Source organism: Kitasatospora sp. GAS1066B (assembly GCF_041262605.1).
Taxonomy (GTDB): domain Bacteria; phylum Actinomycetota; class Actinomycetes; order Streptomycetales; family Streptomycetaceae; genus Kitasatospora.
In genome coordinates this window covers 59967-85518 of the sequence record NZ_JBGCCO010000014.1, presented here as the reverse complement: position 1 = coordinate 85518, position 25552 = coordinate 59967, and the positions used below count along the sequence as shown (strand labels likewise).

The 25552-nt window shown below is 71.1% G+C and carries 25 protein-coding genes; 11 read left to right on the top strand and 14 right to left on the bottom strand.

Annotation, left to right across the window (positions count from 1 at the left end; all coding sequences use genetic code 11):
* The first annotated feature begins 49 nt into the window (after nt 1-49).
* The gene (locus tag ABH937_RS17705; protein WP_370218752.1) at nt 50-1390 is read left to right on the top strand and encodes a GH1 family beta-glucosidase; all 1341 of its coding nucleotides are present in this window, start codon (nt 50-52) and stop codon (nt 1388-1390) included.
* A gap of 79 nt (nt 1391-1469) precedes the next feature.
* Here ABH937_RS17705 and ABH937_RS17700 read toward each other — a convergent pair whose 3' ends face one another.
* On the bottom strand, nt 1470-3398 hold the full coding sequence (locus ABH937_RS17700; protein ID WP_370218751.1) for a ricin-type beta-trefoil lectin domain protein: 1929 nt from the start codon (nt 3396-3398) through the stop codon (nt 1470-1472).
* 304 nt (nt 3399-3702) lie between these two features.
* On the opposite strand from ABH937_RS17700, the gene ABH937_RS17695 reads away from it, so the two are divergent.
* Nucleotides 3703-5046 carry a hypothetical protein gene (locus ABH937_RS17695; RefSeq protein WP_370218750.1) on the top strand — a complete coding sequence of 448 codons (1344 nt, stop codon included), beginning with the start codon at nt 3703-3705 and terminating at the stop codon, nt 5044-5046.
* A gap of 68 nt (nt 5047-5114) precedes the next feature.
* Here the strand turns inward: ABH937_RS17695 and ABH937_RS17690 are convergent, their stop codons facing one another.
* The 5 genes from ABH937_RS17690 to ABH937_RS17670 all read right to left on the bottom strand — a co-directional run bounded on the left by ABH937_RS17690 (nt 5115) and on the right by ABH937_RS17670 (nt 8919).
* Complete coding sequence (locus ABH937_RS17690; RefSeq protein ID WP_370218749.1) at nt 5115-6287, bottom strand: glycosyltransferase 87 family protein; 1173 nt, start codon at nt 6285-6287, stop codon at nt 5115-5117.
* A 287-nt stretch (nt 6288-6574) separates the two neighbouring features.
* Nucleotides 6575-7024 (bottom strand): GNAT family N-acetyltransferase, encoded by a 450-nt coding sequence (locus ABH937_RS17685; protein ID WP_370218748.1) that lies wholly within the window; start codon nt 7022-7024, stop codon nt 6575-6577.
* Between the two features lie 2 nt (nt 7025-7026).
* Nucleotides 7027-7878 carry a hypothetical protein gene (locus ABH937_RS17680; protein WP_370218747.1) on the bottom strand — a complete coding sequence of 284 codons (852 nt, stop codon included), beginning with the start codon at nt 7876-7878 and terminating at the stop codon, nt 7027-7029.
* Nucleotides 7842-8411, bottom strand: a complete 570-nt coding sequence (locus ABH937_RS17675) for a hypothetical protein (protein WP_348533707.1) — start codon at nt 8409-8411, stop codon at nt 7842-7844. The genes ABH937_RS17680 and ABH937_RS17675 overlap by 37 nt, the downstream gene beginning before the upstream one ends.
* A 91-nt stretch (nt 8412-8502) precedes the next feature.
* The gene (locus ABH937_RS17670; RefSeq protein ID WP_370218746.1) at nt 8503-8919 is read right to left on the bottom strand and encodes a hypothetical protein; all 417 of its coding nucleotides are present in this window, start codon (nt 8917-8919) and stop codon (nt 8503-8505) included.
* Between the two features lie 190 nt (nt 8920-9109).
* Between ABH937_RS17670 and ABH937_RS17665 the strand changes: the two genes are divergently transcribed.
* The 3 genes from ABH937_RS17665 to ABH937_RS17655 all read left to right on the top strand — a co-directional run bounded on the left by ABH937_RS17665 (nt 9110) and on the right by ABH937_RS17655 (nt 13783).
* Nucleotides 9110-9949, top strand: coding sequence for a glycosyltransferase family 2 protein (locus tag ABH937_RS17665; RefSeq protein ID WP_370218825.1), 840 nt, complete (start codon nt 9110-9112; stop codon nt 9947-9949).
* A 60-nt stretch (nt 9950-10009) separates the two neighbouring features.
* On the top strand, nt 10010-11371 hold the full coding sequence (locus tag ABH937_RS17660; protein WP_370218824.1) for a tetratricopeptide repeat protein: 1362 nt from the start codon (nt 10010-10012) through the stop codon (nt 11369-11371).
* Nucleotides 11372-11671: 300 nt separating this feature from the next.
* Nucleotides 11672-13783 carry an alpha-galactosidase gene (locus tag ABH937_RS17655; protein ID WP_370218744.1) on the top strand — a complete coding sequence of 704 codons (2112 nt, stop codon included), beginning with the start codon at nt 11672-11674 and terminating at the stop codon, nt 13781-13783.
* Nucleotides 13784-13855: 72 nt separating this feature from the next.
* On the opposite strand, the gene ABH937_RS17650 is transcribed toward ABH937_RS17655, so the two are convergent.
* Nucleotides 13856-14758 (bottom strand): class A beta-lactamase-related serine hydrolase, encoded by a 903-nt coding sequence (locus ABH937_RS17650; protein ID WP_280693791.1) that lies wholly within the window; start codon nt 14756-14758, stop codon nt 13856-13858.
* The gene (locus tag ABH937_RS17645) at nt 14755-15618 is read right to left on the bottom strand and encodes a LysR family transcriptional regulator (RefSeq protein ID WP_370218743.1); all 864 of its coding nucleotides are present in this window, start codon (nt 15616-15618) and stop codon (nt 14755-14757) included. Before ABH937_RS17645 ends, ABH937_RS17650 begins: the two co-directional genes overlap by 4 nt.
* A gap of 107 nt (nt 15619-15725) precedes the next feature.
* On the opposite strand from ABH937_RS17645, the gene bla reads away from it, so the two are divergent.
* Complete coding sequence (gene bla / locus ABH937_RS17640; RefSeq protein ID WP_370218742.1) at nt 15726-16703, top strand: class A beta-lactamase; 978 nt, start codon at nt 15726-15728, stop codon at nt 16701-16703.
* A gap of 99 nt (nt 16704-16802) precedes the next feature.
* On the opposite strand, the gene ABH937_RS17635 is transcribed toward bla, so the two are convergent.
* Entirely contained in the window at nt 16803-17720 is a 918-nt protein-coding gene (locus tag ABH937_RS17635) for a LysR substrate-binding domain-containing protein (protein ID WP_370218741.1), read from the bottom strand.
* 167 nt (nt 17721-17887) lie between these two features.
* Between ABH937_RS17635 and ABH937_RS17630 the strand changes: the two genes are divergently transcribed.
* Both ABH937_RS17630 and ABH937_RS17625 read left to right on the top strand, forming a co-directional pair.
* Nucleotides 17888-18967: a bile acid:sodium symporter family protein gene (locus ABH937_RS17630; RefSeq protein ID WP_370218740.1), complete on the top strand. Its 1080-nt coding sequence runs from the start codon at nt 17888-17890 to the stop codon at nt 18965-18967.
* Nucleotides 18951-20093 carry a DUF5954 family protein gene (locus tag ABH937_RS17625; protein WP_370218739.1) on the top strand — a complete coding sequence of 381 codons (1143 nt, stop codon included), beginning with the start codon at nt 18951-18953 and terminating at the stop codon, nt 20091-20093. The genes ABH937_RS17630 and ABH937_RS17625 overlap by 17 nt, the downstream gene beginning before the upstream one ends.
* A 75-nt stretch (nt 20094-20168) precedes the next feature.
* Here the strand turns inward: ABH937_RS17625 and ABH937_RS17620 are convergent, their stop codons facing one another.
* The 3 genes from ABH937_RS17620 to ABH937_RS17610 form a co-directional block, all read right to left on the bottom strand.
* Nucleotides 20169-20879 carry a class I SAM-dependent methyltransferase gene (locus ABH937_RS17620; protein ID WP_370218738.1) on the bottom strand — a complete coding sequence of 237 codons (711 nt, stop codon included), beginning with the start codon at nt 20877-20879 and terminating at the stop codon, nt 20169-20171.
* 71 nt (nt 20880-20950) lie between these two features.
* Nucleotides 20951-21508, bottom strand: coding sequence for a GNAT family N-acetyltransferase (locus ABH937_RS17615; RefSeq protein WP_280693798.1), 558 nt, complete (start codon nt 21506-21508; stop codon nt 20951-20953).
* A 142-nt stretch (nt 21509-21650) separates the two neighbouring features.
* Nucleotides 21651-22058, bottom strand: coding sequence for a VOC family protein (locus ABH937_RS17610; RefSeq protein WP_370218737.1), 408 nt, complete (start codon nt 22056-22058; stop codon nt 21651-21653).
* A gap of 92 nt (nt 22059-22150) precedes the next feature.
* Between ABH937_RS17610 and ABH937_RS17605 the strand changes: the two genes are divergently transcribed.
* From ABH937_RS17605 to ABH937_RS17595, 3 genes are all read left to right on the top strand, one after another.
* Nucleotides 22151-23155: a helix-turn-helix transcriptional regulator gene (locus tag ABH937_RS17605; RefSeq protein ID WP_370218736.1), complete on the top strand. Its 1005-nt coding sequence runs from the start codon at nt 22151-22153 to the stop codon at nt 23153-23155.
* 101 nt (nt 23156-23256) lie between these two features.
* Nucleotides 23257-23763: a SigE family RNA polymerase sigma factor gene (locus ABH937_RS17600; protein ID WP_370218823.1), complete on the top strand. Its 507-nt coding sequence runs from the start codon at nt 23257-23259 to the stop codon at nt 23761-23763.
* A gap of 11 nt (nt 23764-23774) precedes the next feature.
* Nucleotides 23775-24365 (top strand): hypothetical protein, encoded by a 591-nt coding sequence (locus ABH937_RS17595; RefSeq protein WP_370218735.1) that lies wholly within the window; start codon nt 23775-23777, stop codon nt 24363-24365.
* Nucleotides 24366-24429: 64 nt separating this feature from the next.
* Here the strand turns inward: ABH937_RS17595 and ABH937_RS17590 are convergent, their stop codons facing one another.
* Complete coding sequence (locus tag ABH937_RS17590) at nt 24430-24579, bottom strand: hypothetical protein (protein WP_280693802.1); 150 nt, start codon at nt 24577-24579, stop codon at nt 24430-24432.
* Nucleotides 24580-24632: 53 nt separating this feature from the next.
* Nucleotides 24633-25505: a helix-turn-helix domain-containing protein gene (locus ABH937_RS17585; protein ID WP_370218734.1), complete on the bottom strand. Its 873-nt coding sequence runs from the start codon at nt 25503-25505 to the stop codon at nt 24633-24635.
* Between the last annotated feature and the right edge of the window lie 47 nt (nt 25506-25552).

Sequence of the window (25552 nt, the reverse complement as noted above, 5' to 3'; positions counted from 1 at the left end):
CCGCGACTCCGGCAGTCCCCTCGCCCCTTCCGTCGAAAGGCCGCCCGCCGTGAACGACCTCACCGCCCTGCCCCACGACTTCCTCTGGGGCGCCGCGACCGCGGCCTATCAGATCGAGGGCGCCGTGGCCGAGGACGGCCGCGCCCCCTCGATCTGGGACACCTTCTCCCACACCCCCGGCAAGGTGGCCGCCGGCGACACCGGCGACACCGCCTGCGACCACTACCACCGCTGGCCCGAGGACCTGCGCCTGGCCGGCCAACTGGGCCTGGCGGCCTACCGGTTCTCGATCGCCTGGCCCCGGGTGGTGCCGCAGGCCGACGGCCGGGTCAACCAGGCCGGCCTGGCCTTCTACGACCGGCTCACCGACGCGCTGCTGGAAGCCGGCCTCACCCCCTTCCCCACCCTGTACCACTGGGACCTGCCGCAGGCCCAGCAGGACCGCGGCGGCTGGCCCGAGCGGGCCACCGCCGAACGGTTCGCCGAGTACGCGGCCGTGGTGGCCGAGCGCCTGGGCGACCGGATCACCGACTGGGCCACCCTGAACGAGCCGCTCTGCTCGGCCTGGATCGGCCACCTGGACGGTGCGATGGCCCCCGGCCTGCGGGACCTCACCGCCGCGGTCCGCGCCTCGTACCACCTGCACCTGGGACACGGACTGGCCGTCCAGGCGCTGCGCGCCGCGGTCCCCGGCGCCCGGATCGGCATCGTCAACAACCTGAGCCCGATCCTGCCCGCGAGCGACAGCGCGGCCGACCGCGCCGCCGCCCGGCGCGCCGACGGGCACGTCAACCGCTGGTGGCTGGACCCGATCCACGGCCGCGGCTACCCGAAGGACATGGTCGACCTCTACGGCGTCGACCTGCCGATCCGCCCCGGCGACCTGGAGCTGATCGCCGCCCCCCTGGACTGGCTCGGCCTCAACTACTACTTCCGCCAGCACGTGACCGCCGACCCGTCCGGCCCCGCGCCGTACACCCGCCAGGTCCCCGGCCCCAACCCCGAACGCACCGCGATGGGTTGGGAGGTCCACGCCCCCGGCCTCGAAGAGCTGCTGCTGCGCCTGACCGAGGAGTACGGCGCCCGGCGCATCTACGTCACCGAGAACGGCTCCGCCTACCCCGACAGCGTGACGGCGGACGGCAGCATCCACGATGCGCAGCGGGCGCGCTATCTGGAGCAGCACCTGGCCGCCTGCGCCAGCGCGGTCGCCAAGGGCGCCCCGCTCGCGGGCTACTTCGCCTGGTCGCTGCTGGACAACTTCGAGTGGGCGTACGGCTATGAGAAGCGCTTCGGCCTGGTCCACGTCGACTACGCCACCCAGCGCCGCACGATCAAGGCCAGCGGCCACCGCTACGCGGAGCTGATCGCCGAGCACCGCAACCGCTGACCGGCGGCACCGGCACCGGCCCGCCCGGATCGGGCGGGCCGGGCGGGCCGGACGGGTCGGGCGGGTCAGCCCACCGGCGTTACTGCCAGGCGTCGTTGACCGGCGCGGCGTACCGGTCGTTGTTGGTCAGCGGGGCCAGACCGAGCGCGTCGTCGATGGTGCGCAGCAGGCCGTACTGGTCGACCCGGCCGCTGCTCTGGTAGCCGGGCTTGACGCTGTTCTGCGAGCCGAGCAGCAACGTGGGCACCCGGTTGGGGTAGCCGGGGCCGAACGACTTCACCGCTCCCTCGTCCCAGGTGATGACCAGCAGGGACCGCTGGGTGGTCCAGGCGGGCGAGTTGAGGATGCCCGGCAGGGTCTGGCTCAGCCAGGTGTCCCCCGCCGTGATGCCGCAGGCCTCCATGTCGTCGCAGTCGTCGGCGGCGAACCAGGAGAAGGCCGGCGTCGTCGCCGCGGACCGCAGGTCGGTGGGCAGTTGGGTGAGCGGCTGCATGTGGGCCTGGCAGTAGGCGGCGTCGCTCTTCATGTCCCCGAAGTAGTAGAACGGCGCGTCGTCCGGGGCGTAGTAACCGTGGCTACTGGCATCGCAGTTGCCGTTGGCGCCCTGCAGGTACTCCTTCCAGGTCTTGCCGGCCTGCTCGACCCGGTTGCCCAGGTGCGGGGCGTTGATGGTGGTGGTGGAGACGCTGTTGCCGGTCAGGCCGTACAGACCGCCGGCCGCGAGGGCCACGTAGTTGGGGTCGCTGGGGTGGGTGGTGGCGTACGACTGGGTCAGTGAAGTCGCGCTGGGCAGCAGGCCGTTGAGGTACGGCGCCTGCGCGGTGTTGCCGATGATGTTCGCGTAGTCCTGGTTCTCCATGTAGACCAGGAAGACGTGGTCGTAGCCGGGTACGGCGGAGGCCGGAACGGTCAGCACGGGGGTCGCGACCGGGGCCGAGAGGGTCAGCGAGAGGTCGTCGGCGTAGCCGTCGGTGGTGTTGCCGGCGGTCCAGGTGAAGGCCAGGTCGAGCTTGATCGAGCGGGTGCCGGCCGGCAGCGTGCCGGTCGCGGTGCGCTGGAGGAACTCGGTGGTGTTGTTGCGGTCCGTGTTGCTGACCGGGCCGAGCTGGGCGCTGCCCAGGGCGGTGCCGGCGGCGTTCCGGAAGGTCGCGGTCAGGCCGACCCGGTCGTTCTGCGAGGCGTACCCGCCCAGCCAGCCCGAGAGGTCGTAGCCGACACCGCCGCCGTCGATGGCGCTCGCGGCCGACGACACGTCAGCGGTCTGCGACAGACCGGAGTTGCCGGTCGCGCCACCCGCGAAGAAGCCGGTGCCGCGGCTCGGGGAGCCCGGGGTGTTCGCGTCGGGGAAGCCGCCCGCGGCGCCGTAGCAGACGACGTTCGGCTCGCCACCGGTGATCGTCCAGCCCGGGACGGTCATGCCGTCCAGTCCGTTGGGCGAGCAGATGGCGGCCGACTCGCCGCCGGCGTCGACGATCAGGTTGCCACTGGTGCTCCCACTCGGGGCGGGCACCGTCCACCGCTGGTTGGCCTGGGCGCTGCCACAGGTCCACAGGTCGATCCGGGTGCCGTCGGTGGAGCTGCCGCCGAACACGTCCAGGCAGAGACCGGAGACCGGGTTGACCAGCGTGCCGTTGCCGCCGGTCCACTGCTGGCGGGCCTGCCCGTCGCAGGTGTACAGGTCGGCGTAGGTGCCGGCGGCGGTGCCGCCCCCGCCGGCGTCGAGGCACTTGCCCAGGGTGCGGATGGTCCCGTCGCCGGGCAGCGTCCAGTTCTGGTTGGCGCCGCCGTCGCAGTGCCACAGGATGATCTGGTTGCCGTCAGCGGTGCCGGCGCCCGAGTCGTCCAGGCACTTGCCGGCGAGCCCGGTGACGGTGCCGCTGGCGGTGCCCGCCGCGCCGGCGGAGGCCGGAGCCGCCGTCAGGCCGCTGAGCAGGGCGATCAGACAGGAGAGCACGGCGGCGAGCGCGCTGGTGCGCGAGCGCCACCGCCTCGGGCGGGGGTGCGACATGGCGGGAAGGCCTCTCGACGGCTGGGCGGGGGTGGTGGTGCCCTGACCGCTCGGATGCGATATCACCTCCGAGCTCGGGACAGGGTGGCGTCGCAAGGAGGCTTCGAGAGAGCCGGGAGAGGTACGGCACGTGACGTCTTGGCGTGCATGACAAGAGATCTGGCCGACAAGTGGAGTCCGTGAGAGGAGAAGTGACGTTGAGTCAGTGCGCTGCCCCGGCAGAATCTGTGTCGGTCCTGTGTGATCCCATAGCTCTTGCTCGCTCCTGAGCATTCGTCACCTTTCTGTTTCGAACGGGAGCCCCATGCCTCACAAGAGCACCTCACGAGCCGCGGCGATCGCGATGGCGGTCGGGATCGCCGGCGCGGTCTGCCTGCCCGCCACCTCAGCCCAGGCCCAGGCTCAAGCCTCGTCCAGCACTGTGACCCTGCCGCTCGCGCACTACTCGCACATCCTGATCGACTCCGCTCATCGGCACTTATTCATCAGTGGTGGCACCGGCAGCACCAGCATCCTGGTCACCGACTACAGCGGGCGGACCGTCACGACCGTGGACAACGAGCCCGGTGCCACCGGGCTGGCGCTCTCCTCGGACGGCCGCACGGTCTACGCCGCGCTGGCGGACGGTGACGCCGTCTCAGCGATCAGCACCCGCACGCTCACCGAGCGCGCCCGCTACGCCACCGGTGCCGGCACCGACCCGATGTACGTGGCCTACACCGGCGGCGAGATCTGGTTCGGCTACGGCGTCGCCGCCCACGGCGGGATCGGCTCGATCGATCCGAGCAGCGGCCCGGCAGCCGTCACCCTCGCCGCGGCCCCGGGCTCCTGGTACGCGGCTCCGCTGCTCGCTGCCGGCCCGAACGGTGAGCTGGTCGCCGGCGAGCCCGGCCAGAGCCCTGACCAGCTGGCCAGCTACGACGTCTCCAGCGGCACCGCGAGCGTGCTCGCCGCGCAGCGGTTCGTGCAGACCGGCGGCAACCTGGCCAACCTGCAGCTCACCCCCGACGGCTCCGAGGTGGTGACGGCCAGCGGATACCCCTACTACCAACAGGTGTTCAAGGTCTCCGACCTGACCCCGGCCGGGCAGTACAACAGCACCAACTACCCCGACGCGGTCTCGGTCGCCGCGGACGGCACGGTGCTGGCCGGGGTCGACAACCCCTCCGCGAACTCCATCTACGTCTTCGCCCCGGGCAACCCCACCCCGCTCAAGGCGTTCAGCCTCTCGGGCCCCCCGGCCCCTGCGGGTCTGGCCGTCACCCCGGACGGCACCGAGCTGTTCGCGATCAGCGGCGACGCCTCGGGCCACCCGGTGCTCAACATCCTGCCGAATCCCGAGCAGGTCACCTCCGGCCTCTCCCTCACCGGGCCGACCAGCGCGGCTCCCGAGTCGGAGGTCACGCTGACCGGCACCCTGGCCGGCAGCGCCCCGTACGCGGCGGGCCAGAGCGTGCACGTGTCCCGGGTCGACGCCGACGACCCGGACGGCGTCAGCCTGCCCAACGTGACCACGGCCACCGACGGCTCGTTCAGCGTCACCGACACCCCGTGTGCCACCGGCTCCGTCAGCTACCAGGTCTCGTACGACGGTGACGCCCACCTGGCGGCCGCCCAGGCGAGCGCCACCGTCTCGGTCGGCAGGTAGCCGGCACTACACGAACGTCACGGCCTGTCCGACCCGGTGGGGTCGGACAGGCCGTGACGTCCACCGCGTCAGTGCGGCATCAGGACCGGTCCTGCCGGCTGAGATGCGTTGGTCTCCTCGAACTCGTTGCCGACCGGACGCCGCGCGCCGTACAGGCGCAGCCCCACGACGACGAGAACGGCGATGGCCAGAGGCGGGTAGATCGAGCCGGGTAGTTGCCAGTACCAGGCGACGCCGCGTCCCCATCGGTGGGGCGATAGCCACATGGCGTGGCAGAGGAACACCGCCAGCGTGATGCCGAGCAGCACCCGCCGCCCTGTGGTCCTGGCCTCCACGGCCAGCAGCGCGATGAGAGGGATGCACCAGACCCAGTGGTGGGTCCAACTGATCGGCGAGATCAGCAGCGCGGTGAACGCGGTGCAGACGGCGCCCCAGGCGTCGGCCCGGCGCAGTCGCCGTGCGGAGCGCCCGGCCAGGACGGCCACCGCGAGGCCGAGCGTCCCGACGACAACGCAGGCGGCGAGGCCGACCAGGCCCGGGTCGTTGACGTCGAGGAGTCGGCAGACGGCGCCCCGCAGGGACTGGTTGTCCATGAGGACCGTGACGCCTACCCGGCTCGGGTCCCAGAGGTACGTGGTCCAGAAGCCGTAGGAGGCGTCGGGCAGCAGGAGCCAGCCGATCAGGCCGGCCGCCAGGAATGTGCCTCCTGAGACCAGAGCGGCTCTGATCCGGCCGGTGAGGAGCAGGTACACGGCGAACAGGCCCGGGGTTATCTTGATGGCGGTGGCCAGACCGATGCCCACGCCCTTGAACCGGCTCCGGTCCGGCAGGGTCAGGTCCCACAGGACCAGGCAGAGGATGCCGAGGTTGATCTGGCCGTACTGGAAGGTGGTGTACACCGGCTCCAGCCAGACGCCCAGGCCCGTCGCGAGAAGGACGGCGGCTGAACGGTGACGTGCGTGAGGCCACCCGATCAGGCGCAGGGAAAGGTGGACGGCCAGGGCGAGCAGCGCGAGGCTGAGGAGCACCACCAGAACCCGCAACGTGCTCACGTCGAACCAGGTGCTCGGCACGAAGAGCATCGCGGCGAACGGCGGGTAGGTGGCCGGCAGGTCCCACACCCGCATCGCGTACAGGTCCGCGCCATGGACGACCGCGGCGCCCTCACCTCGGTAGACCAGCATGTCGACCATGGTCGAGCCGTGGAAGTGACGCACGACGGCGAACACCACCAGCGACACCGCTGCCACGCAAGCCGCAGCCGCGGTCCAAGGTGTCGATCCTGCGGGGCCGGAGGTATCGACGCGCTCATCGATACCCGCCTGCCGTGCCCACCGTTTCAGATCGAACTCGCGCACCGCGATGCCACCCCCGTTGAGACAGACCAGATCGTTTCCCTGAGGCTCCCCCGGGATACGGAGGACGTTGACGGAGGTTCAGATGGTTCTCATACGAGGAACTCTGGGCGGGGGCTGGCCTGTGTGACGGGCTCGGCAACGGCAGCGCACGCGCCCCCGGCGCGGGCAGATCACGCCCGGTGGTAAGGCTTGCCGACGAAGCGCATCGCACGGGAGCTCGAGGCGAAGCCGAGCGAGGCGTACAGCGGCACGGCGGAGTCGCTGGCGTTGAGGGTGAGCAGGGTGCAGCCCCGGGCGGTCAGCCACTCGACCAGCGCGCAAGTGACGGCCCGGCCGTAGCCGCGCCGGCGGAACGGCTGCTCGGTGACGACGGTCTGCACCTGCCCGAAGACCCCGGCGTGGTCGGGGCCCGGTAGGCCCTGGTGGACGACACCGATCGCGCAGGCCGCGAGACCGCCGGCCGGGTCGTCGATCACGAACGCGGCGACCCGGTCACTACCCAGTTGTTCGCGTAGGTGGTCCGCGAGCCGGTCGCGCCATGGCCCGGTGGCATCGACTCCCACCATCTCGGCGTGGATGCGGGCGAGTTCGGCAGCGTCGGCCGGGGACGCCGGGCGCACGTTCAGGTGGTCACCTCCGCGAGGCGGTCGGCGAGTTCGCCGGCGGTGGGGCGCTCGGGGGCGGGTGCGGTGAGAACGTCGGCGAGTACCGTCTGCAGGTGCGGCCACGGCCGCGCCGCGGTCAGCGGGATGCCGGCGGCGATCGCCCTCCGCAGGTCGGCCGGGCTGGTGTCCTTCAGAGCGAGGCCGGTGGCGGCGTAGTCCAGCGGCCAGCGGCCGGTGGTGCAGGTCCAGAGCAACCCGGCGAGCGCGTAGACATCCGCCGCCGGTGGGGGCTTCACGGGTTGTGGGCCGAGGCTGATCCAGGTGGCGAGTTCCGGCGCGACCAGGTGCGTGATGCCGCCGTTGAACTCCCGCCACGGGTCGGTTCCCTCGCGCCACGACCAGGCGAAGTCGATCAACTTCACGCCGGTGGCGTTGTGGATGCCATGGGACGGTTGCAGGTCGCCATGAACCCAGCCGGCAGCATGGAAGTCGCCGACCGCCCGGCACAGCGCCACCGCCCCGGCGAGCGCGGTCGTGCGGGCGCCGGAACCGTCGCGCACCGGCTGGAACAGCTCCCAGGTGGACGGGCCGTCCAGCCATGGCGTGACGTACCAGACGTGGGGGCCGGAGCGGCCGGCGGTCACGGTGTAGTCCGGCAAGGTGTCGAGTACAGCGGCTTCCCGCGCGGTGATCTCCGCGCCTTCGCCGTCGGCGCCGTACCCGAGCTTGATCGCGACCGTGCCCAGCGGTCCGGTCGCCTGCCACACGGCCGAGCCTCGCCGGTCGGTGATCTCTCTCAACTCGACTGACCCGCAGATGTTCTGCGCGGCCGTCACCGCCTCGGGGGGACAGGGAGCGAAGTCGCCCATGCCCGTACCGCCTTCCAATCGCAGGGGATGTGCTCGAACACGTCTCGACCATCGTCGTCGGCTACGGCCACCGCCCGCGCGAGCTCGGGTGTGTCCATCAGGAACTGCGGATCGCGTGGCCGCACGGCGGCGCGCACCGGCAGGAACGAGCACGGCGGCGGTGGGATGCTTCGGCCGAACTTGTCGCACTCCCGGGCGCCCTGGGTGAACTTGCCGAACATCACGCCCACCGGCCCGTAGAGGTGTTTCAACGCCCAGTGCGGCCAGGACAGCAGTTCACCGTGGTCGGTGTCCAGAGCGGCGCCGGTGATGACGATGTTCTCGCAGACGAACGCGCCGTGCGGTCGACTCATCAGCGGCCGGATCCACTCGGCTGCCTGAACGGCGGCGTGGAACAACTCGGCTTCGACCTCGTACCGGTGGGCGCCGGGCGCGATCTCGTACACCGTCCAGCCGGTCAGCCCGCGCTGGGCGGACGGTGCGAGGAACGAGCAGTGCCCGAACAGTGCGGCGGTGTAGCCGGTGACGTCCACAGCGGTCGGACTCGGCGACCGGGACTCGACGAGGCGGAGCGCCCCGGCGGTTGGCCGGGACGCTCCGTCGGCGTGGATGGTGGCCAACAGGTCACCGGGCGGTCTTGGCCGGGGTGTTGCCGTCGCCGTCGCCGGGGGCCGGCGAGCACTTCCATTCGGCGACCACGCGGCCGGTCTCCCGGTAGGCGGTGAGCGCAGCGGTGTCGACAGCGCCATTGCCGTCGGTGAACCAGATCGCCGGGAGCGGGCCGTACGCCTCCTCGTACGCAGTCACCCAAGCGACGAACCCACGCCCGGACGTCTCGGCGTGGACGATCTCGCGGCCGGCGTGCCTCTCGGTGAACGCGGTGTGCGCCTGGCTGTCCTCGGCGAGCTGGTGCCACACGGCGTCGATCGCCGCGCTGAACATCTCCGGCGCGCTCTGGCCGGTGTCGAAGCGGTGCGCGGTGATGGCGAAGAACTTCCCGAGCTCGACCAGCTCGACGCTGCGCGTGGTGGTGGTGCTCATGTACTCCTCCTACAGGTTGGGGCCGCCGTCTGGCAGCTGCACTCAGTGAACGCTCAGTGACGCAACAGGAGTACCGTTGGACATCGGGAACCTTGTTCAAAGCGTTCAAGATCCATTGCAGGAGCGCACCTTGACGGATTGTCGGACCGGGGATGACCAAGACCTCACGCTGGGCGTCGTGGTGTTGACGATGGGAGACCGCTCCGTAGAGTTGCGTGCTCTCCTGGAGTCGGTGGCGGCACAGGAGGGCGATCCTGCGAAGGTCGTGGTGCTGGGCCAGGGTGTGCAACTCCCCGAGCTGCCTTCGGGGGTCGACGCGGTGGAGCTGCCGGAGAACCTCGGGATCCCGGGCGGCCGCAACAAGGGCGTGGAGTGGCTTCGTGACCACCGCGGCGTGGATGTGGTGGTGGTTCTGGACGACGACGGCCTGCTGCCCCGAACCGACACGTTCCGCCTCGTGCGGGATGCGTTTGCCAACAACTCCCGGCTGGGGGTGGTGAGTTTCCGGATCGTGGACGAGGAGGGGCGGACCGCGCGCCGGCACGTACCCCGGCTGGGTGCCTCCGATCCGCTGCGTTCGTCCGAGGTCACCACCTTCCTGGGAGGCGCTCATGCCATCCGGATGAGCGTGATCGACCAAGTGGGCGCGTTTCCCGCGTCCTTCTTCTATGCGCATGAGGAGACGGACTTCGCGTGGCGCGCGTTGGACGCCGGGTGGGAGATCCACTACCGGGCCGACCTGGTGCTCAGGCACCCGCGCACCGACCCGGCCCGCCATGCCACGTACTACCGGCTGACGGCCCGCAACCGGGTGTGGCTGGCCAAGAGGCACCTGCCCGCCATCCTGGTGCCGGTGTACCTCGCGTCGTGGAGTGCCTACACCGTGGCCCGCAGGCCGCCGCTGGCCGGCCTCAAGGCATGGTGGGCCGGGTTCTTCGAGGGGGTACGGACTTCATGCCCGCCACGCCGCCCGATGCAGTGGCGGACGGTGTGGCGGATGGCGCGCTTGGGGCGGCCTCCGGTGATCTGACGGCCGGTGATGGCGCGGTCGGCCCGGTCATTCGGTTCGAGATCCTCTCAGGAGGTTGACTTGGCGGTCCGCAGGGAACCGAACGAGCGGCTGGCGGCTGTCATCGCGGAATCCGGGTGTACGTACGAGGCGCTGGCAAAGCAGGTCCGGACCGTCGCTGCTGAAGCGGGCGAGGCACTGCGCACCTCCCGGTCGGCTGTCTTCTTCTGGGTGAACGGCGGCACGCCGACCGGCAAGACGGCGACCTATCTCGCCGAGGCGCTGAGCAGAATGACGAAGCGGAAGGTGACGGTCACCGAGATCCGTCTGGGCTGCGACGGGATCGGGGAGGCGATGAGTGCCGATCCGCTGGCCGCTGCCGCAGACCTCGGGAGATTCGCAATGCAGCACCGCAGGGACTTCCTCACCGCCGCGTTTGCGGCTGCCGCTGTCGGCCTTCCCCTCACCTACGACCATCAGGCCGCCGCCGCCACGCTGAGGGCGGCCGACAGCGGCGGCAGGATCGGTATGGAGGAGGTCTCCTGCATCCGGCGGTTCACCGAGATGTTCAGGAGCGCGGACGACCGGCTTGGGGGTGGATACGGCCTGACCGCAGTCACCGTGTACTTCACGGATACCGTCGTTCCGTTACTCTCCGGCCGCTTCCCCTCCGAGCAGGTCCGCCGTGACGCCTACGGCGCGGCGGCCACCCTGGCGTGCCTGGTCGGATGGAAGCACCACGACCTCGGCCGCGAGGGCGCGGCCCAGCGGTTCTACCTCCTCGGCTACCAACTGGCATGCGAGTCCGACCCGGCCGGGCACGGAGCATGGATGATGCGAGCTTTGACACACCAGGCCCTTGACGTCGGACAGCCCGCGCACTGCGTGGAGTCGGCCGAAGCTGCACTGTCCCGGGCCCGGAAAAAGGTGGATCGGAACACGGAGGCACTGCTGCTGGTGACGGCCGCGCGGGCGTATGGCGCCTGCGGCGAGGGCACGAAGGCCGCCGCCGCGCTGGTGTCGGCCGAGGACGCCATGCTCGTCACCGACGACGCCGTCCCCTCGTACGCCGCCGCGTCCGGACCGGTCGCAGCCACGATCGCCTCCCACACGGCCAAGACCCTGACCGAGTTGCGCGACCACAAGGCGGCGGAGCAGCACTACCGCCTGGCATTGAAGGATCGGACGCCGGAGACGTACCAGCGCGTGCACGGCCTGACCATGGCGAACCTCGCGAAGTCGGTGGCTGCCCAGCGGCGCCACGACGAGGCCCTGGGGCTGTGGCACCGGTCCCTGGACTTCATGGGCGGTGTCGCCTCGGACCGCAACAGGAAGGAAATCACCACCATGCGGTCGGTGTTGGTGGGCTACCGGAAGCGCGGAATCGCCGGCGCCGCAGAACTCGACCAGCGGGCGGCGGACGTGCTCCGAGCCATGGCGTAGAACGCGGAACTGCCACAACGACGAATACGTCCCGCCGGCGAGGGCACGGCGGCGCGAGCACGCCGAACCCTGACCACCCAACAGAATCCATCACCAGCAAACAAAGTTCCGCACGAGCACTGTCGCCATGTCGCATGTGCCATTACAGTCGCACACGGGGCAGCGACAACGCCCCAGTCAGGACCCCCACCTGACCCGGAGACGGCGAAACCGGCAGCGGAACCACGTGTGCGTTTCTGTCGACCCCGTCCGGGACATCCTGGCTCCCCCACCCCCGACGCGCCCCTCGGAGCAGCATCCATGCGTGCGACACGCAGCAGATCCACCCGCCTGCCCAGCCTCCTGCTGACCCTCGCCCTGGCCACCCCGGGGCTCGGGGCCCTGGCGGTCAGCACCGCGCCCCCGGCCGCCGCGCTGGGCAACGGCAACGCCCTGACCCCGCCCATGGGCTGGAACTCCTGGAACTCGCTCGGCCCCAGCGTGAACGAGCAACAGGTGAAGCAGACCATCGACTTCATGTCGGCCAACGGCCTGGTGCCGGCCGGCTACAACACCGTCACCATCGACGACGGCTGGTCGCTGCGCCACCGTGACGGCCAGAGCACGGACTTCGTGAAGAACGCCGACAACGGCATGCAGCTGTACGACAACAACGGCAACCCGGTCTCCGGCACCGACGGCACCGGCAACGACCCCACCAGCGGGCACCTGGTCCCGGACCCGAGCAGCTTTCCCAGCCAGACCGTCAACGGCCAGACGATGAACGGGATCCAGTACCTGGCCTGGTACGCCCACAGCAAGGGCATGAAGTTCGGGCTGTACGGCACCGACACCTACACCACCTGCCAGGGGCATCCCGGGAGCCTGGGCCACGAGAGCACCGACGCCGGCGACTTCGTCTCCTGGGGCGTCGACTTCGTGAAGTACGACGACTGCCCGTACGGCCCGACGATCGTGGGCCCCGACGGCTACAGCTACTACCCGCAGGGCGAGGGCAAGGAGCTCACCGAGTCCATCTACGCCCGGACCCAGACCTTCCAGCGCGCCCTCGATGCGGCGACCGCCGCTGCCGGCCGGCCGAAGGTCACCCTCAGCCTGTCCGCGCAGCCCGCGCACACCGGCATCCCGTACCTGCTGAACGCCAACGACCCGGCCCGCACCGACCCGTTGATCGTGGCCGCCGGAGTCCAGCCGCACCAGGCCGCCGGCTACTACCCCACCGGCGTGTGGTGCGGGCAGGTCGCCAACATGTGCCGGATCGGCGGCGACCGGGACAGCGAGCTGGACGGCGTGCTCTACAACGGCCAGTTGCAGACCGCCCTGAAGTACCCGGGCAACGTGCACCCCGGCAGCTGGAACGACATGGACATGATGTTCGCCGGCTGGCAAGACCCGTACGGCGTCTGGGGCGTCACCGACACCTACAAGGGCAACAAGCCGTTCACCGACGACGAGTCGCGCACCGAGCTGTCCGTCCTGTCGATGATGGCCGCCCCGCTGATCTCCGGCGCCGACCTGCGCACCGCCGCCGACTCGCAGCACACCGCGAGCGGCTACACCTGGTCCACCGGGATCAACTCCTCCGCCCTGGGGCTGCTGAAGAACCCCGACATGATCGCCATCGACCAGGACACCCTCGCCAAGCCCGCCACCCTGGTCGGCAACCCGCCCGCCTCCTCGACGGCCCCGGTGATCCTCGAACGCCGGCTCGCCAACGGTGACCTGGCCGTCGCGCTGATCAACCAGGACCCGAACAACTGGGCCATGCCCAGCGCCAGTTTCGCCGCCCTCGGCCTGACCGGCGCCAGCTACTCCTACCGGGACCTGTGGACCGGCGCGACCGGCACCCTCACCGGCACCGTCGGCGGCAGCTGGATCCCCGCGCACGGCGTCACGCTCCTGCGCATCGCCGGCGGAGCCGTCGGCATGAGCGGCGGCGGCACCGGGACCGGCGGCGGCCAGACGGGCATCGTCGGCGACGGCAAGTACCACGCGATCAGCGCGGGCGGCACCGCCGGCCAGGCACTCGAAGTCCAGGGCGGCTGCAACGCCAACGTCGGCGGCAACTCCGACATCAACGCCTACCAGAGCGGCAACGCCGCCCAGCAGTGGCTGTTCACGCCCAACGCGGACGGCACCGTGACGATCACCGACAACTGCTACACCTCCGCCCAGAACCACACCGTGCTCGCGGCCGGCGGCGGAGTCGGCACCGCCTACCTGCTCAACCCCTCGGCCAACAACCCCTGGCAGAAGTGGAAGGTCACCCAGAACAGCGCCGGCGCGCTGACCATCACCAACGTCGGCAACGGCCTGACCCTGGACGTCGCCGGCAGCACCGCCGGCTCGACCGGGATGACCAACCCGGCCAACACGGGTGCAGCTGGACAGAGTTGGACCGTCCTGTCCTGACAAGCCGACCCGCTGATGCTCCGCCGGACGGTCCCGTGAGGCGACGGGACCGTCCGGCGGAGCATCCCGTGGTCACCGCGCCCGCAACAGGTCGTGCAGGGCTCGGGCCACCCTCGCCATGACCGCCTCGGCCATCGGCTGGGCGGCTGCGGGCACGGAGGATTCGGTCAGGGCCGCGATGGCGTACCGCGAGCCGTCCTCATGTTCGACCACCCCGATCTCGTGGCGCAGGTTGAGCAGGGTGCCGGTCTTGGAGGACCAGCGTGAGGCGTCGGAGCTGAAGTCGGGGGCGAGCCGGTGCCGGATGACGTTCTGGCCCATGAGCGCTCGTACCTGTTCGGCGACGGCCGGCGGGATGCGGGTGGGCAGCCACAGCGCCTGGAGCAGGTCGACGCAGGCTCGGGCGGTCCCGGAGTTCGCCTGGCTGACGTCCAGTTGGGGGATCGGATGCCCGTGCCCCGCCGTGCGGGAACCGATCGCCAGCGACTGGGCGAGGTGGACCTCTCGTGGCTCGAACCGTTCCGCCGGAGTGCGGGTGAGCTCTCGCATCGGGTGGCGAACGGTGATACCCGTGAGGCCGGCGTTCGCCAGCGCGTCGTTGACCTCGGCGGGTGGGACCAGGTGGAAGAGGGCGTCCGCCGCGGCGTTGTCGCTGAACGCGGTGCTGAGGTAGAGCAAGTCCTCGACCGCGATCCGGGCGGGGTGGCGGAACCTGCTCAGTCCCACCGGGCCGGCCGCCGTGCTGCGCTCCGGTAGCACGTCGATCATGGTGGCCGCGTCGATCCGGCCGTCCTGGATGCGTTCCAGCACGGCGGCCGCGAGCGGGATCTTGACCAGCGACGCAAGGGGCAGCTCGACGTCCGGGTCGATGCCGACCTCCTCACCGGTGGCCAGGTCCCGCACCAGGAACGAGCCGGACAGCCCGCCGTCCGCGAGCACGGCTCGAAGCGCCCGGATGGCCCGCTGGGAGTTCATGCCCGCTCCCGCACGTCGGTCGGTACGCCCAGGCAGCGCGCGATCGGTTCCCGGAGCCCGTCGCTGACGCGTCGTGCGTCGACACCGCTGCGGGCGCGCAGCTGGTACCCGCGGGCGACGGATGTTCCGGCCAGTGCGCGCCAGGACAGTCCCAACTCGTCGGCCTGGCTGGGCGCGCAGAGCAGCAGGTCGCCGCTGCGCAGGGCGTGGGCGACGGCCGCGGTCAGTGAGGCCGCGACCGCGATCTGCGCGGGCAGCAGGGCGGCGCGGTGTCCGAGCTGCTGCAACTGGTCCCGGATGTGCGGCAGATCGTCCTCCGGCTGGATCCAGATCCGCCGGAACGTGCGCTCCACTCGTCCGGGCCGGAGCGTCTCCAGGTGCAGCGGTCGCGCATCGGTGCCGACCGTGTCGGCCACTCCGAGCGGAACGGCCCAGGTGGCCTCGGGGGTGGGGACGGCGACGAGCACCAGGCCCACCTCTCGGGTGTTGAGGAGGTCGACCCGCCCGGCCGGGCCCGCGGTGCGGAAACGGAGGACCATGCCCAGCTCACGGGCCGCCGCGTCGAGCGCGGCCAACTGCCTGACCGGGCAGACGTCGGGGACCGCGAATTCCAGCGGCTCGAGTCGCGCCTGCTCGGCATCGCACTCCAACGCGTCCGCGAGCTCGGCCAGCCTCTTCGCCGACGGGAGCAACTGCCGCCCGAAGGCCGTCAGCACGGCACGACGGCCGGACCGGTCGAACAGCAGGCCACCGAGGTGCTTCTCCAGGGCGGCGATCCGCCGGCTCGCGACCGGCTGCGGCACGCCGGCCGCCGCGGCGCCCAGGGTGAAGCTCCCTCGCTCACCCACCTGCACGAACACGCGGCACGCCCCCACCAGATCCACAGCCGCATCCTATGCACAAATCGCATGAGAAACGCCAGTTCTGTCTTTGCCCGCATGAGACGTCCGGCGGCAGGCTGTCGAGCATGCCCTTCACGACTGCGTCCTTCACGACCGCGTCCTTCACGACCGCGCCATTCACGACCGCGCCATTCACGAAGCGCCGAAGCGTCCTGCTCGTCACGGTCCCCCTACTCGCGGCCGCCCTGCTGGCCGGCTGCGCCGCGAACGACACCCGGGCACCGACACCGGCGGGGTCCCGCAGCACCGCTGCCGCCGCCCCGGCCACCGCCTCCTTCCAGCAGCTCGAGCAGCACTTCGGCGCCCGACTGGGGATCGACGCGGTGGACACCGGCACCGGCCGGGAGGTGACCTACCACGCCGACGACCGATTCGCGCACGCCTCGACCTACAAGGCCCTGGCCGTCGGCGTCCTGCTGAGCCACGCCTCCGAGGCGGACCTGGACAAGGTGGTGACCTACAGCTCGGCGGACCTGCAGAAGTACGCGCCGATCACCTCGCAGCACGTGGCCACGGGCATGCCGCTGCGCGACCTGGCCGCCGCCGCCATCCAGTACAGCGACAACACGGCCGCCAACCTGGTCACCGACAACCTCGGCGGCCCAGCCGCGCTCCAGCAGGCACTGCGCGCCCTCGGCGACCCGACCACCAACGTCGACCGCACCGAGCCGACCCTCAACGAGGCGACCCCGGGCGACACTCGGGACACCAGCACACCCCGGGCCATGGCCACCGACCTGCGCCGCTTCGTCCTCGGTGACGCCCTTCCCGGCGATCGACGGCAACTGCTCACCGGTTGGCTGCTCGGCAACACGACCGGCGCCCCCTACATCCGGGCCGGCGTCGCGGCCGGCTGGAAGGTCGGGGACAAGACCGGCAACGGTGGGTACGGCACCCGCAACGACATCGCGGTCGTCTGGCCGGCCGGCGGCGGCAGCCCGATCGTCATCGCCGTCCTCTCCGACCGCGGCAAGGCCGACGCCGCGTCGGACGACGCCCTGATCGCGCAGGCCACCAAGGCCGCCCTGGACGCCCTGCACTGATCGTGCTGTTGGGAGCTGCCGGTCGCCGGTCCCGCCAATCTCGCCGAGTCAACGGCGGGGCAGGCCAGCGGACTTCGTGCAGGTGGCCGCCCACACGCCCTAACCCCCGCCGCCCCAGAGCGGGCCGCCCAGCCGCTGCAGGTGGTCCCCGCCGGCCAGGATCGCGTCGGCGAGCGCGGCGGCCGGGCCGCGGGCGGTGGTGCGGCCGGTGCTCAGGACGAACTCGGTGGCGCCGAGGTCGGGCAGCCCGAACTGGGGTGGCAGGACGCGCAGCCCCGGCGGGATCATGCACTGGGCGTGGGCCACCACGCCCAGTCCGGCCAGTGCGGCCGCGCGTACGCCGGACAGGCTCGCACTGGTGCAGGCGATGTGCCATGGCCGCCCGGCCCGGTCGAGCGTGTCGAGGGCGCGGGAGCGGGTGAGGCTGGGCGGCGGGTAGACGATCAGCGGGACCGGCCGGCCGGGCTCGGGACGGTAGTCCTCGGCGCCGATCCAGACCAGGCGGTCCCGCCAGACCAGCCGGTCCGCCGGGTAGCCCGGCCCCGGCCCTGTGCCGTCCGCCGGCCTGTCCAGCAGGCGCTTTCCGAGCACCAAGTCAAGCCTGCTGTCGGCGAGTTGCTCGTACAGCAGCGCGCTGCGTCCCACTGTCAGCTCCAGGTCGACCTCGGGGTGGCCGCGCCGGAAGGTCCGCAGCAGCTGCGGCAGCTCGGTCAGCACGAAGTCCTCGGATGCCCCGAACCGCACCCGACCGCGGACCGGGGTGTCGGCGAAGTACGCGGCGGCCTGCCCGTGCGCCGCCAGGATCGAGCGGGCGAAGCCGAGCATCGCCTCGCCTTCCGCGGTGAGTTGCACGGTGTGGGTGTCCCGGTGGAAGAGCCGCCGCCCGGTCGCCTCCTCGAGCCGGCGGACGTGCTGGCTGACCGTGGACTGCCGCAGTCCCAGCCGCTGGGCGGCGCGGGTGAACCCGCCGGTCTGGGCGACCGCGAGGAAGGATCTGAGCTGGACCGGATCGAACACATCGCCATCGTACTGCGCTTATCACATCTTGTGATGACAGTGAGTCCCGTGAGCGGGATTCACAATCAGCGAGCCGACGGCAAGGCTGAGAGTGCCCGAACCACTGCCCGAACCACCGCCCGTACCGCTGCCCCCGTCACCGCCCGAACTGCCCGTGGAGCGCCCCCATGCCCGGTCCGACACCGACCCGACGCCTGCCCGTGGACCCGTTCGTCACCGCGCTGCTCTGCGTGGTGGGCCTGGCCCTGCTGCTGCCCGCCGGTGGCGCGGCGGCGCCCGTCGCCTCGGACGCGGCCGTCGGCGCGGTCGGACTGCTCTTCTTCCTCTACGGAGCCCGGCTGTCGACCCGCGAGGCGATGGAGGGCCTGCGGCAGTGGCGCCTGCACGGCGTGGTCCTCGCGATCACCTTCGGACTCTTCCCCCTGCTCGGCGTGGCGTGCCGGATCTTCGTCCCGACCCTGCTGCCCCAACAGCTCTACCAGGGCCTGCTCTTCCTCTGCCTGCTGCCGTCCACTGTGCAGTCGTCGATCGCGTTCACCTCGATCGCCCGCGGCAACACCGCGGCCGCGGTCTGCAGCGCCACCTTCTCCAGCCTGTTCGGCATCGTGCTCACCCCGCTGCTCGCCGCCCTGCTGCTCGGCACCCACGGCGCGGGGATCACTTCGAGGTCCCTGCTGGGCATCGTCGAGCAACTGCTACTGCCGTTTCTGGCAGGCCAGTTGCTGCGGCGCCGGATCATCGCGGCACTGACCCGGCACCGCCGAATACTCGGCCTGGTGGACCGCGGTTCGATCCTGCTGGTGGTCTACAGCGCGTTCAGCGAAGCCGTGCTCGGCGGTGTCTGGAGGCAGGTGTCGCTACCCCGGCTCGGGATACTCGCGGTGCTGGAAGCCGCGCTGCTGGCGCTGGTACTGGTCTCGTCCGCACTGATCGGGCGCCGGCTCGGCGTTGACCAGCGGGACCGGAAGGTGATCGTCTTCTGCGGTTCGAAGAAGAGCCTGGCCACCGGAATCCCGATGGCCACGGTGCTCTTCCCCGGCCCCGCGCTGGGCCTGACCGTGCTGCCGCTGATGCTCTTCCACCAGCTGCAACTGATGGTCTGCGCCGTCCTGGCCCGCCGCTGGGGCGCTGAGGCGGTAGCCGCAGGCGAGGACCACGAACCGGCCCCCGGAAGGGGACAAACAGGCCATTTGACTGCGCTGGGTGGCCGGCCGGTCGCATCATGTGCGCATGGTGAACTTCGCTGACGATGCTCCTGGCTACCTGACCATCCGAGTATCCGCCCCGGACGGTCCGATGGCGGAGCTCGCCGATGTCGAGGCGTGGACGGCGCGCGAGAAGTATCCGCAGATCATGTCGGGCGGGAGCCCGGTCTTCGGCGTCGCCCGCGAGCGGCCGCAGGGCGGCTGGGAGTTGCTCTCCTCGATGGTCGACGTCTGTCCGCAGTCGGCCCGCGAGCACCTGGGCATGCTCTGCCGCGAGCAGGCCGCCAAGGCGGGGGAGGCCGGCGACGCCGAGTCACAGCAGCGGTACGCGGCGCTGGGCGAGCGGCTGGACTGGGAGAAGATCGACGAGGTCGAACTGGACGCCCGCTACCGCGTGGTACGAGCCGAGCGGCACATCCGCAGCGGTCCGGACGGCCCCGAGCCGCCCCGCCCCAGCGACCCCGACGACCACCCCGAGCGCGACAGCGCCGACCCCCACAGGCGCGACCGGACCGAGGACCTGGACCCGACCGCCGGTTTCGTCATGGACCCCGCCCGGCCGACCGGGATGTCCGAGGGCATCCTGAAAGCCGACCTGCTCCAACTGCGGCCCGTCGAGGGCCAGTTTCCGCCGGAGGTCCATGAGGACGCGCTGCGGGCGAGCCTGACCCACCCGGGCGTGGTGCTGCTTCCAGCCGCCTTCACCGTCGCCGAGCTGGTGGGCAGCCGTTGGCGTCCGGGCGGCATGATGGACGCGCCCACCGCCTTCCAGGCCCGGGACATCCTCTCGATGCGGCTGCGCGTGGCCGAGCCGATCGAACGCGGGCTCTCCTCCGAGCAGCGGGTGCGCTACATCGAGGCGGCGGACCAGCTCGAGGCCGAGCAGGCGTACGAACTCGCCGTCGAGGACCGGTTCCTGCGGATCATCCGGGTGGAGCGGGCGGTCCGGTTCGGCCCGGACGGCCCCGAGGGCCCGCGCCCCTCCGACCACGATCCGCAGGACCCGTGCATGGTGCTGGACCAGCGGCTGCGGGCGCAGGGCGTCGTCCTGGACGAGAACACCCCGATCGTCCTCGACGAGACCGCGAAGGAGTTCCAGCGCCTCTTCGAGGCCGAGATGGCCCGGCGCGGCAAGCCGGTCCAGCATGCGGAGGACGACGGGGAGTGACAGCCCGCCCGTCAGCCGCCTCAGCCGCCTCGGCTGCCGCGGCTGCCGCGGCGCGAACCCCGGTCGGCCTGCCGCCTACGGCCTGCGCGCGAGCACCAGCCGGCACCGCGGGCTGCCGTCCTCGCGCCGTCCCAGGTCCTCCAGCGGCGCCGTCGTGACGGTGAAGCCGGCCGCTGCCAGGTCCGTGCGCAAGGCCTGCAACGGGCAGGTGCGGTAGTACATGACGAAGGGCGGGCGCCACACCGCGTTCCGCACCCGCATCACCGCGTCGAAACCGGCCAGCACCCAGTAGCCGGGCGAGGCGAGGCGCGGGGGCGCGGTGATCGGGAAGGCGAAGAGTCCGCCGGGCCGCAGGGCGCGGTGGACACCGGCGAAGAGTGCGCGCCGTTCCGTGGGCAGGAAGTGTCCGAGGGCTCCGAAGGTGACCGCCAGGTCGAACGCCTCGGCGAAGGGCAGGACCCGCGCGTCGGCCCGTACCCACTCGGCGCCCGGGTGCGTTCCGCGAGCCCCCGCGAGCATGCCGACGCTGAAGTCGACACCTGTGATCCGTCCTTGGCACAGCGGCTCCAGCACCCGCAGACCCGCGCCGGTGCCGCAGCACACGTCCAGTGCCTCCCCGAACGGCCCGAGCGGACGCAGCGCGTCGGCGGTCGCGTCGAGGATGCTGTCAGGGGTGCGAAAGGGCGTGTGGTCGAACGTGGGAGCGAGCAGGTCGTAGCCGTGCTCGACCGAGGACAGCGCCTGGACTACCAGGCCGCGCAGCGAAGGGCCTTGTGGGGAGAACACCGCCCCAGCGTAGAGGAGGCGCCCCGGCTTGCCGGGGCCTCTCCAGCCACATCGCCCCCGCGCCCATGGGTTCAAGCGGGCGGCGTGGCCGAGGACCACACGCCGAACCACTGTTCGGCGCCCCACTCCTCGAACCGTTGCACCTCGGTGAACCCCAGTTTCGCCGCGAGGCGCATCCCACGGTCGTTGGCGGTCTGGGTGACGAGGACCACCGGCTCGCCGGGTCGCGCGTCGGCGAACCAGCCGAGCGCCGCCGTGCACGCCTCGGCGGCGTACCCGCGTCCCCACACCTGCGGCAGGAACAGGTAGCCGAGCTCGGGCTCCCCGGCATCCGGACGGACCTGACTGCGATGCTCCGGCTCGCGCCGGTTGAGCTCGATGGCGCCGATCATCGCTCCGTCCAGCTCGACCACGAAAAGGCCGGGGCGCCGCCTGGGCACCTCGGGCAACGAACGCTCGAACTCGTCACGCGGTCGAGCGCCGCCGATGTAGGTGCCCACCTCCGGCGAGGTGAACAGCTCGATGATCGCCGCGCGGTCCCGGACCTCGGGTTCGCGGAGCACGAGCCGCTCGGTCTTGATCGGGGCAGGCGGCCAGGGGACGGGGTGCACCGTGATCTCATCCGACATGGAGCGGCTCCTGATCCTCTCGGCCACACGGTTCGACCTCGTATGACCATGGCAGGCAACGACTTCTGACGTCGCCACACACCGGGACGCGCTGCGACGAGATGCCAGTTGCGTGCGAACGGAAAGATCCGCCGGACCGGCCCTACTTCAGTCGACGTGCGAACTTCTCGATGGCCGCCGGCGTGACGGGGGTGAAGAAGTTGACGAGGTTGCCGTCGGGGTCGCGGAACAGCAACGACCGGTTGCCCCAGGGCATCGTGGTGGGCTCGGCGACGAAGTCGGTGACGATGCCGGTCAGGTTCTGGTGCACGCGGTCCACGTCGTCGACGCGGAACTCGGTGATCACGCTGTGGTTCTCCCCCGGACGGGCAGAGCCCGGGGCGAACAGCGGCACGGTCCGGGTGCTGGCGATCGCGAGGGTGGCGCTGGGGGTGTCGAGCTCGGCGAAGTCCTCGGTTGCCCACACCGCCCGCACCCCGGTGGCTCGCTCGTAGAACTCGACGAGGCGCGCGACGTCGCTGGTGATGATGCGGATCGAGACGAAGTCCATGGTGATCTCCTTGGCTGATGGAATCGCTGTACGTCGCAGGCTAGGAGAAATAGTGGACAGAATCGGTCCGGTATTCGCGCTAGCCTTTGCACATGCCTCGACCCACCGGCCGCGTGCTGACCCTGCTGGAGCTGCTGCAGTCGGGCGGCACTCGGACGGTGGCCGAACTCGCCGACCGGCTCGGCGTTGACGGGCGCACCGTGCGGCGGTACGTGGACCATCTGATCGACCTCGATGTGCCCGTGGAGTCGGTGCGCGGCCGCTACGGCGGGTACCGGCTCGGCCCCGGATACCGGTTGCCTCCGCTCATGCTCAGTGACGACGAGGCGCTGGCCGTGCTGCTCGGCTTGGTCGCCGGCCGCCGAGCAGGGTTGCTGACGGCGGGGCACACCGCGAGCGAGACGGCATCGGCCAAGATCCGGCGCGTGCTGCCCACACACGCCGCCCACCGGCTCGGCACCCTCCTGGAATCCCTCGCCTTCACGGACCAGCCCGGTGAGTTCGCCGCCCCGGACGCCGAGGTCCTGCTCACCATCGCCGACGCGGTACGCCACCGCCGACCGGTCTCGATCAGATACACCGACCGCGACGGCCGGCGCAGCGAACGCACGCTGCACGCGTACGGGATCGTCGCCCACGCGGGCCGGTGGTACGTCACGGGCACGGACCCCGAGATCGGCGAGGACCGGACCTTCCGGCTCGATCGCATCGCGGACGCGAGGACCCTGCCCGGCTCGTTCGAGGTGCCCGTGGGTCCCGATCCGGCACAGCGCGTGTTGTCAGGGTTCGCCACGGCCGAGTACCGGCATGAGGTGACCTTGCGAATCCACGGGACAGTCGAGCAGATCCGCGCCCACCTTCCCGCCAGCGTCGCGAGCCTGGCGGAGCACGCGCAGGCACCCGCGCCCACGGCGGACCAGGACCGGACGGACGAGCGCTGGCTGCGCGTCGAACTACGGGCGGAGCGGCTCGACTGGTTGCCTCCCACGCTCGCCGCACTCGACCGGCCGTTCGTCATCGAGCGCCCCGACGAACTGCGCGACCTCGTCGTCGCGTTCGCCGAACGCCTCGCGTCCTACGGCCGCCGAGCCAGCTGACCCGATGGGTGATCCAGGTCACAGGGGGCTGGTGCATAGCGGGCCGGCTGCCACTGCCTTTCCAGAAGTACAGGCGTGTGGAGGGTGGAAGGGCGGTGCTGGTGAAGCAGCCACGGGCGGATGGTTTCGATGAGTTCGTGGCGGCTCGCTGGCCGGCGCTGCTTCACCTGGCACGCCTGCTCACCGGTGGGGACCGGCACCGGGCCGAGGATCTTCTGCAGGAAGCACTGGTCAAGCTGTGGTTTGCCTGGCCGAAGGTCGCGGGTCAGGCGCCGGAGGCGTACGTGCGTCAGATCCTTGCTCGTGCGGCGGCCCGCTCGGCGCGCAGGAGGTGGTGGGGCGAGCGCCCCACCGAACAACTGCCCGAGATGGCTGACCACATGGATCTCAGCGTGACAGTGGAGGAGCGCACCCGGCTGGAGAGCGCGCTGGCCCTACTGCCGATACGGCAGCGGGCCGCGGTGGTACTGCGCTACTACCAGGACCTGCCGGAGCAGCAGGTCGCAGAGGTGCTGGGCTGTCCCATAGGGACCGCCCGCTCCCTGACGTCCCGTGGAGTGGCGAAACTACGGCAGGTCCTGGCCGGGGTCGGCGAGCCGGTGAGGTGAAGGAGAGACAGATGGACCACTTCGAACAGGAGCTGGCACGGATGATGCGCGACACACAGGAAGACACCCCCTTCGCACCCCGGGACCGGGAACGCCTGCAGGCCGGCGTGCGGGCCCGACGCCGCACCCGGGCGGCTCTCATGGCCGGCGGATCAGCCCTGATCCTCGCCGGTGTCGGCGTCGGCCTGCCCGCCGCCTTCGCCCAGGACCACCACGCTGTGACGACCCCGGCCTCCACGGCCACCGGCAACCCGGTGCCCCGGCCGACTCCGAGTCCGGCTGGGCAGCCCGGTACCCCGACGTCCACACCCACCTCGGCCGGGCAAGCCGGTAACCCGATACCCACACCCACCTCGGCCGGGCAAGCCGGTAACCCGACGCCCACACCCACCTCGGCCGGACAGGCCGGCAACCCGACGCCCACACCGACTCCGGGCGGGCAACCCGGTACTCCGATACCCACACCCACCTCGGCCGGACAGGCCGGCAACCCCATCCCCACGCCGACTCCGAGTCCGGCTGGGCAGCCCGGTACCCCGACGCCCACACCCACCTCGGCCGGGCAAGCCGGTAACCCGATGCCCACACCGACGACCCGGTAGTCAGCGGGGGGTGAACTCGACCTTGCGGCTTGAGAACGCATCAGCCCTGCCTCAATAGCCGTGCTCATCCATGCGCAAGGACCAGTTCCTGCGTCCCGGTGACCGTGCCGTCAGCGTTCTTCGTCAAGCGGACGACCAGGACGTGCTTGCGATCCGCCGGCACGGTCACCGAGAACGGCTGACCATCGTTCAGACCGGGCGCCTTGAAGTCCACCCGGGACCCGAAGGCTCCGCCGGCTGTGGGCACATCCCGCGAGGTAGGTGACGTCATGGATGTGGCGCAGGGTTCGGGCCGGCCGTGGCGGACCAGCCGGCGAGCAGCTTCAGGCCGTCGGCCGCGGCGGTTCCGGGTGGCGCGCTGTAGACGACCAGGCTCAGGCCACTTTCGTCCGGCAGGACCATGGTCTCCTGATCGAGTTCCAAGTCGCCGACGAGCGGATGGTTGAGGCGTTGCGTGCTCTCGCGGAAGACATGGACGTCGTGGGATCCCCACATCACGCGGAAGGCATCGCTGCGGGTGGACAGTTCACCGATCAGGTTCGACAGCTCCCGGTCGTAGGGGTTCTTCCCCGCCTCGATGCGCAGCGCGCCTACGCCGAAACGGGCCATGCGTTCCCAGTTGACGTAGAACCGCCTGGCTGCGGGGTTGAGGAACGCGAACCGGGCGACGTTCGCCCCGCAGGTCGGGTCGGCGAACATCTCCGAGTACAGGGCCCGGCCCAACGCGTTGGCGGCCAGCGTGTCCAGACGGTTGTTCATCACGAACACCGGCAGCTCCGGCATCCCCTCGACGATCCGCGCCACGCTCGGCCGCACCGTCGGCCGAACCGCCCGTTGCCGAACCCGCGGCTCGGGCCCCGGCCCGGCAGCGCGGGCGAGGTCGCACAGATACATGCGCTCCGTGTCGTCGAGCCGCAGGGCCTGGGCGAGGGCGGCCAGCACGCTGTCGGAGACACCTTTGAGGTTGCCGCGCTCCAAGCGCGTGTAGTACTCGACGCTCACCCCGGCGAGCGCCGCGACCTCACCCCTGCGCAGTCCGGACACCCGACGCTGACCATACGCCGGCAGACCCGCCTGCTCGGGGCTGATCTTGTCGCGCCGGGAGCGGAGGAAAGCGCTGACTGCGTCCCGGTTGTCCATGAGCACAGGGTAGGCGGGCCGCGTGACGGGTGAGGGGCCCTGCCAGT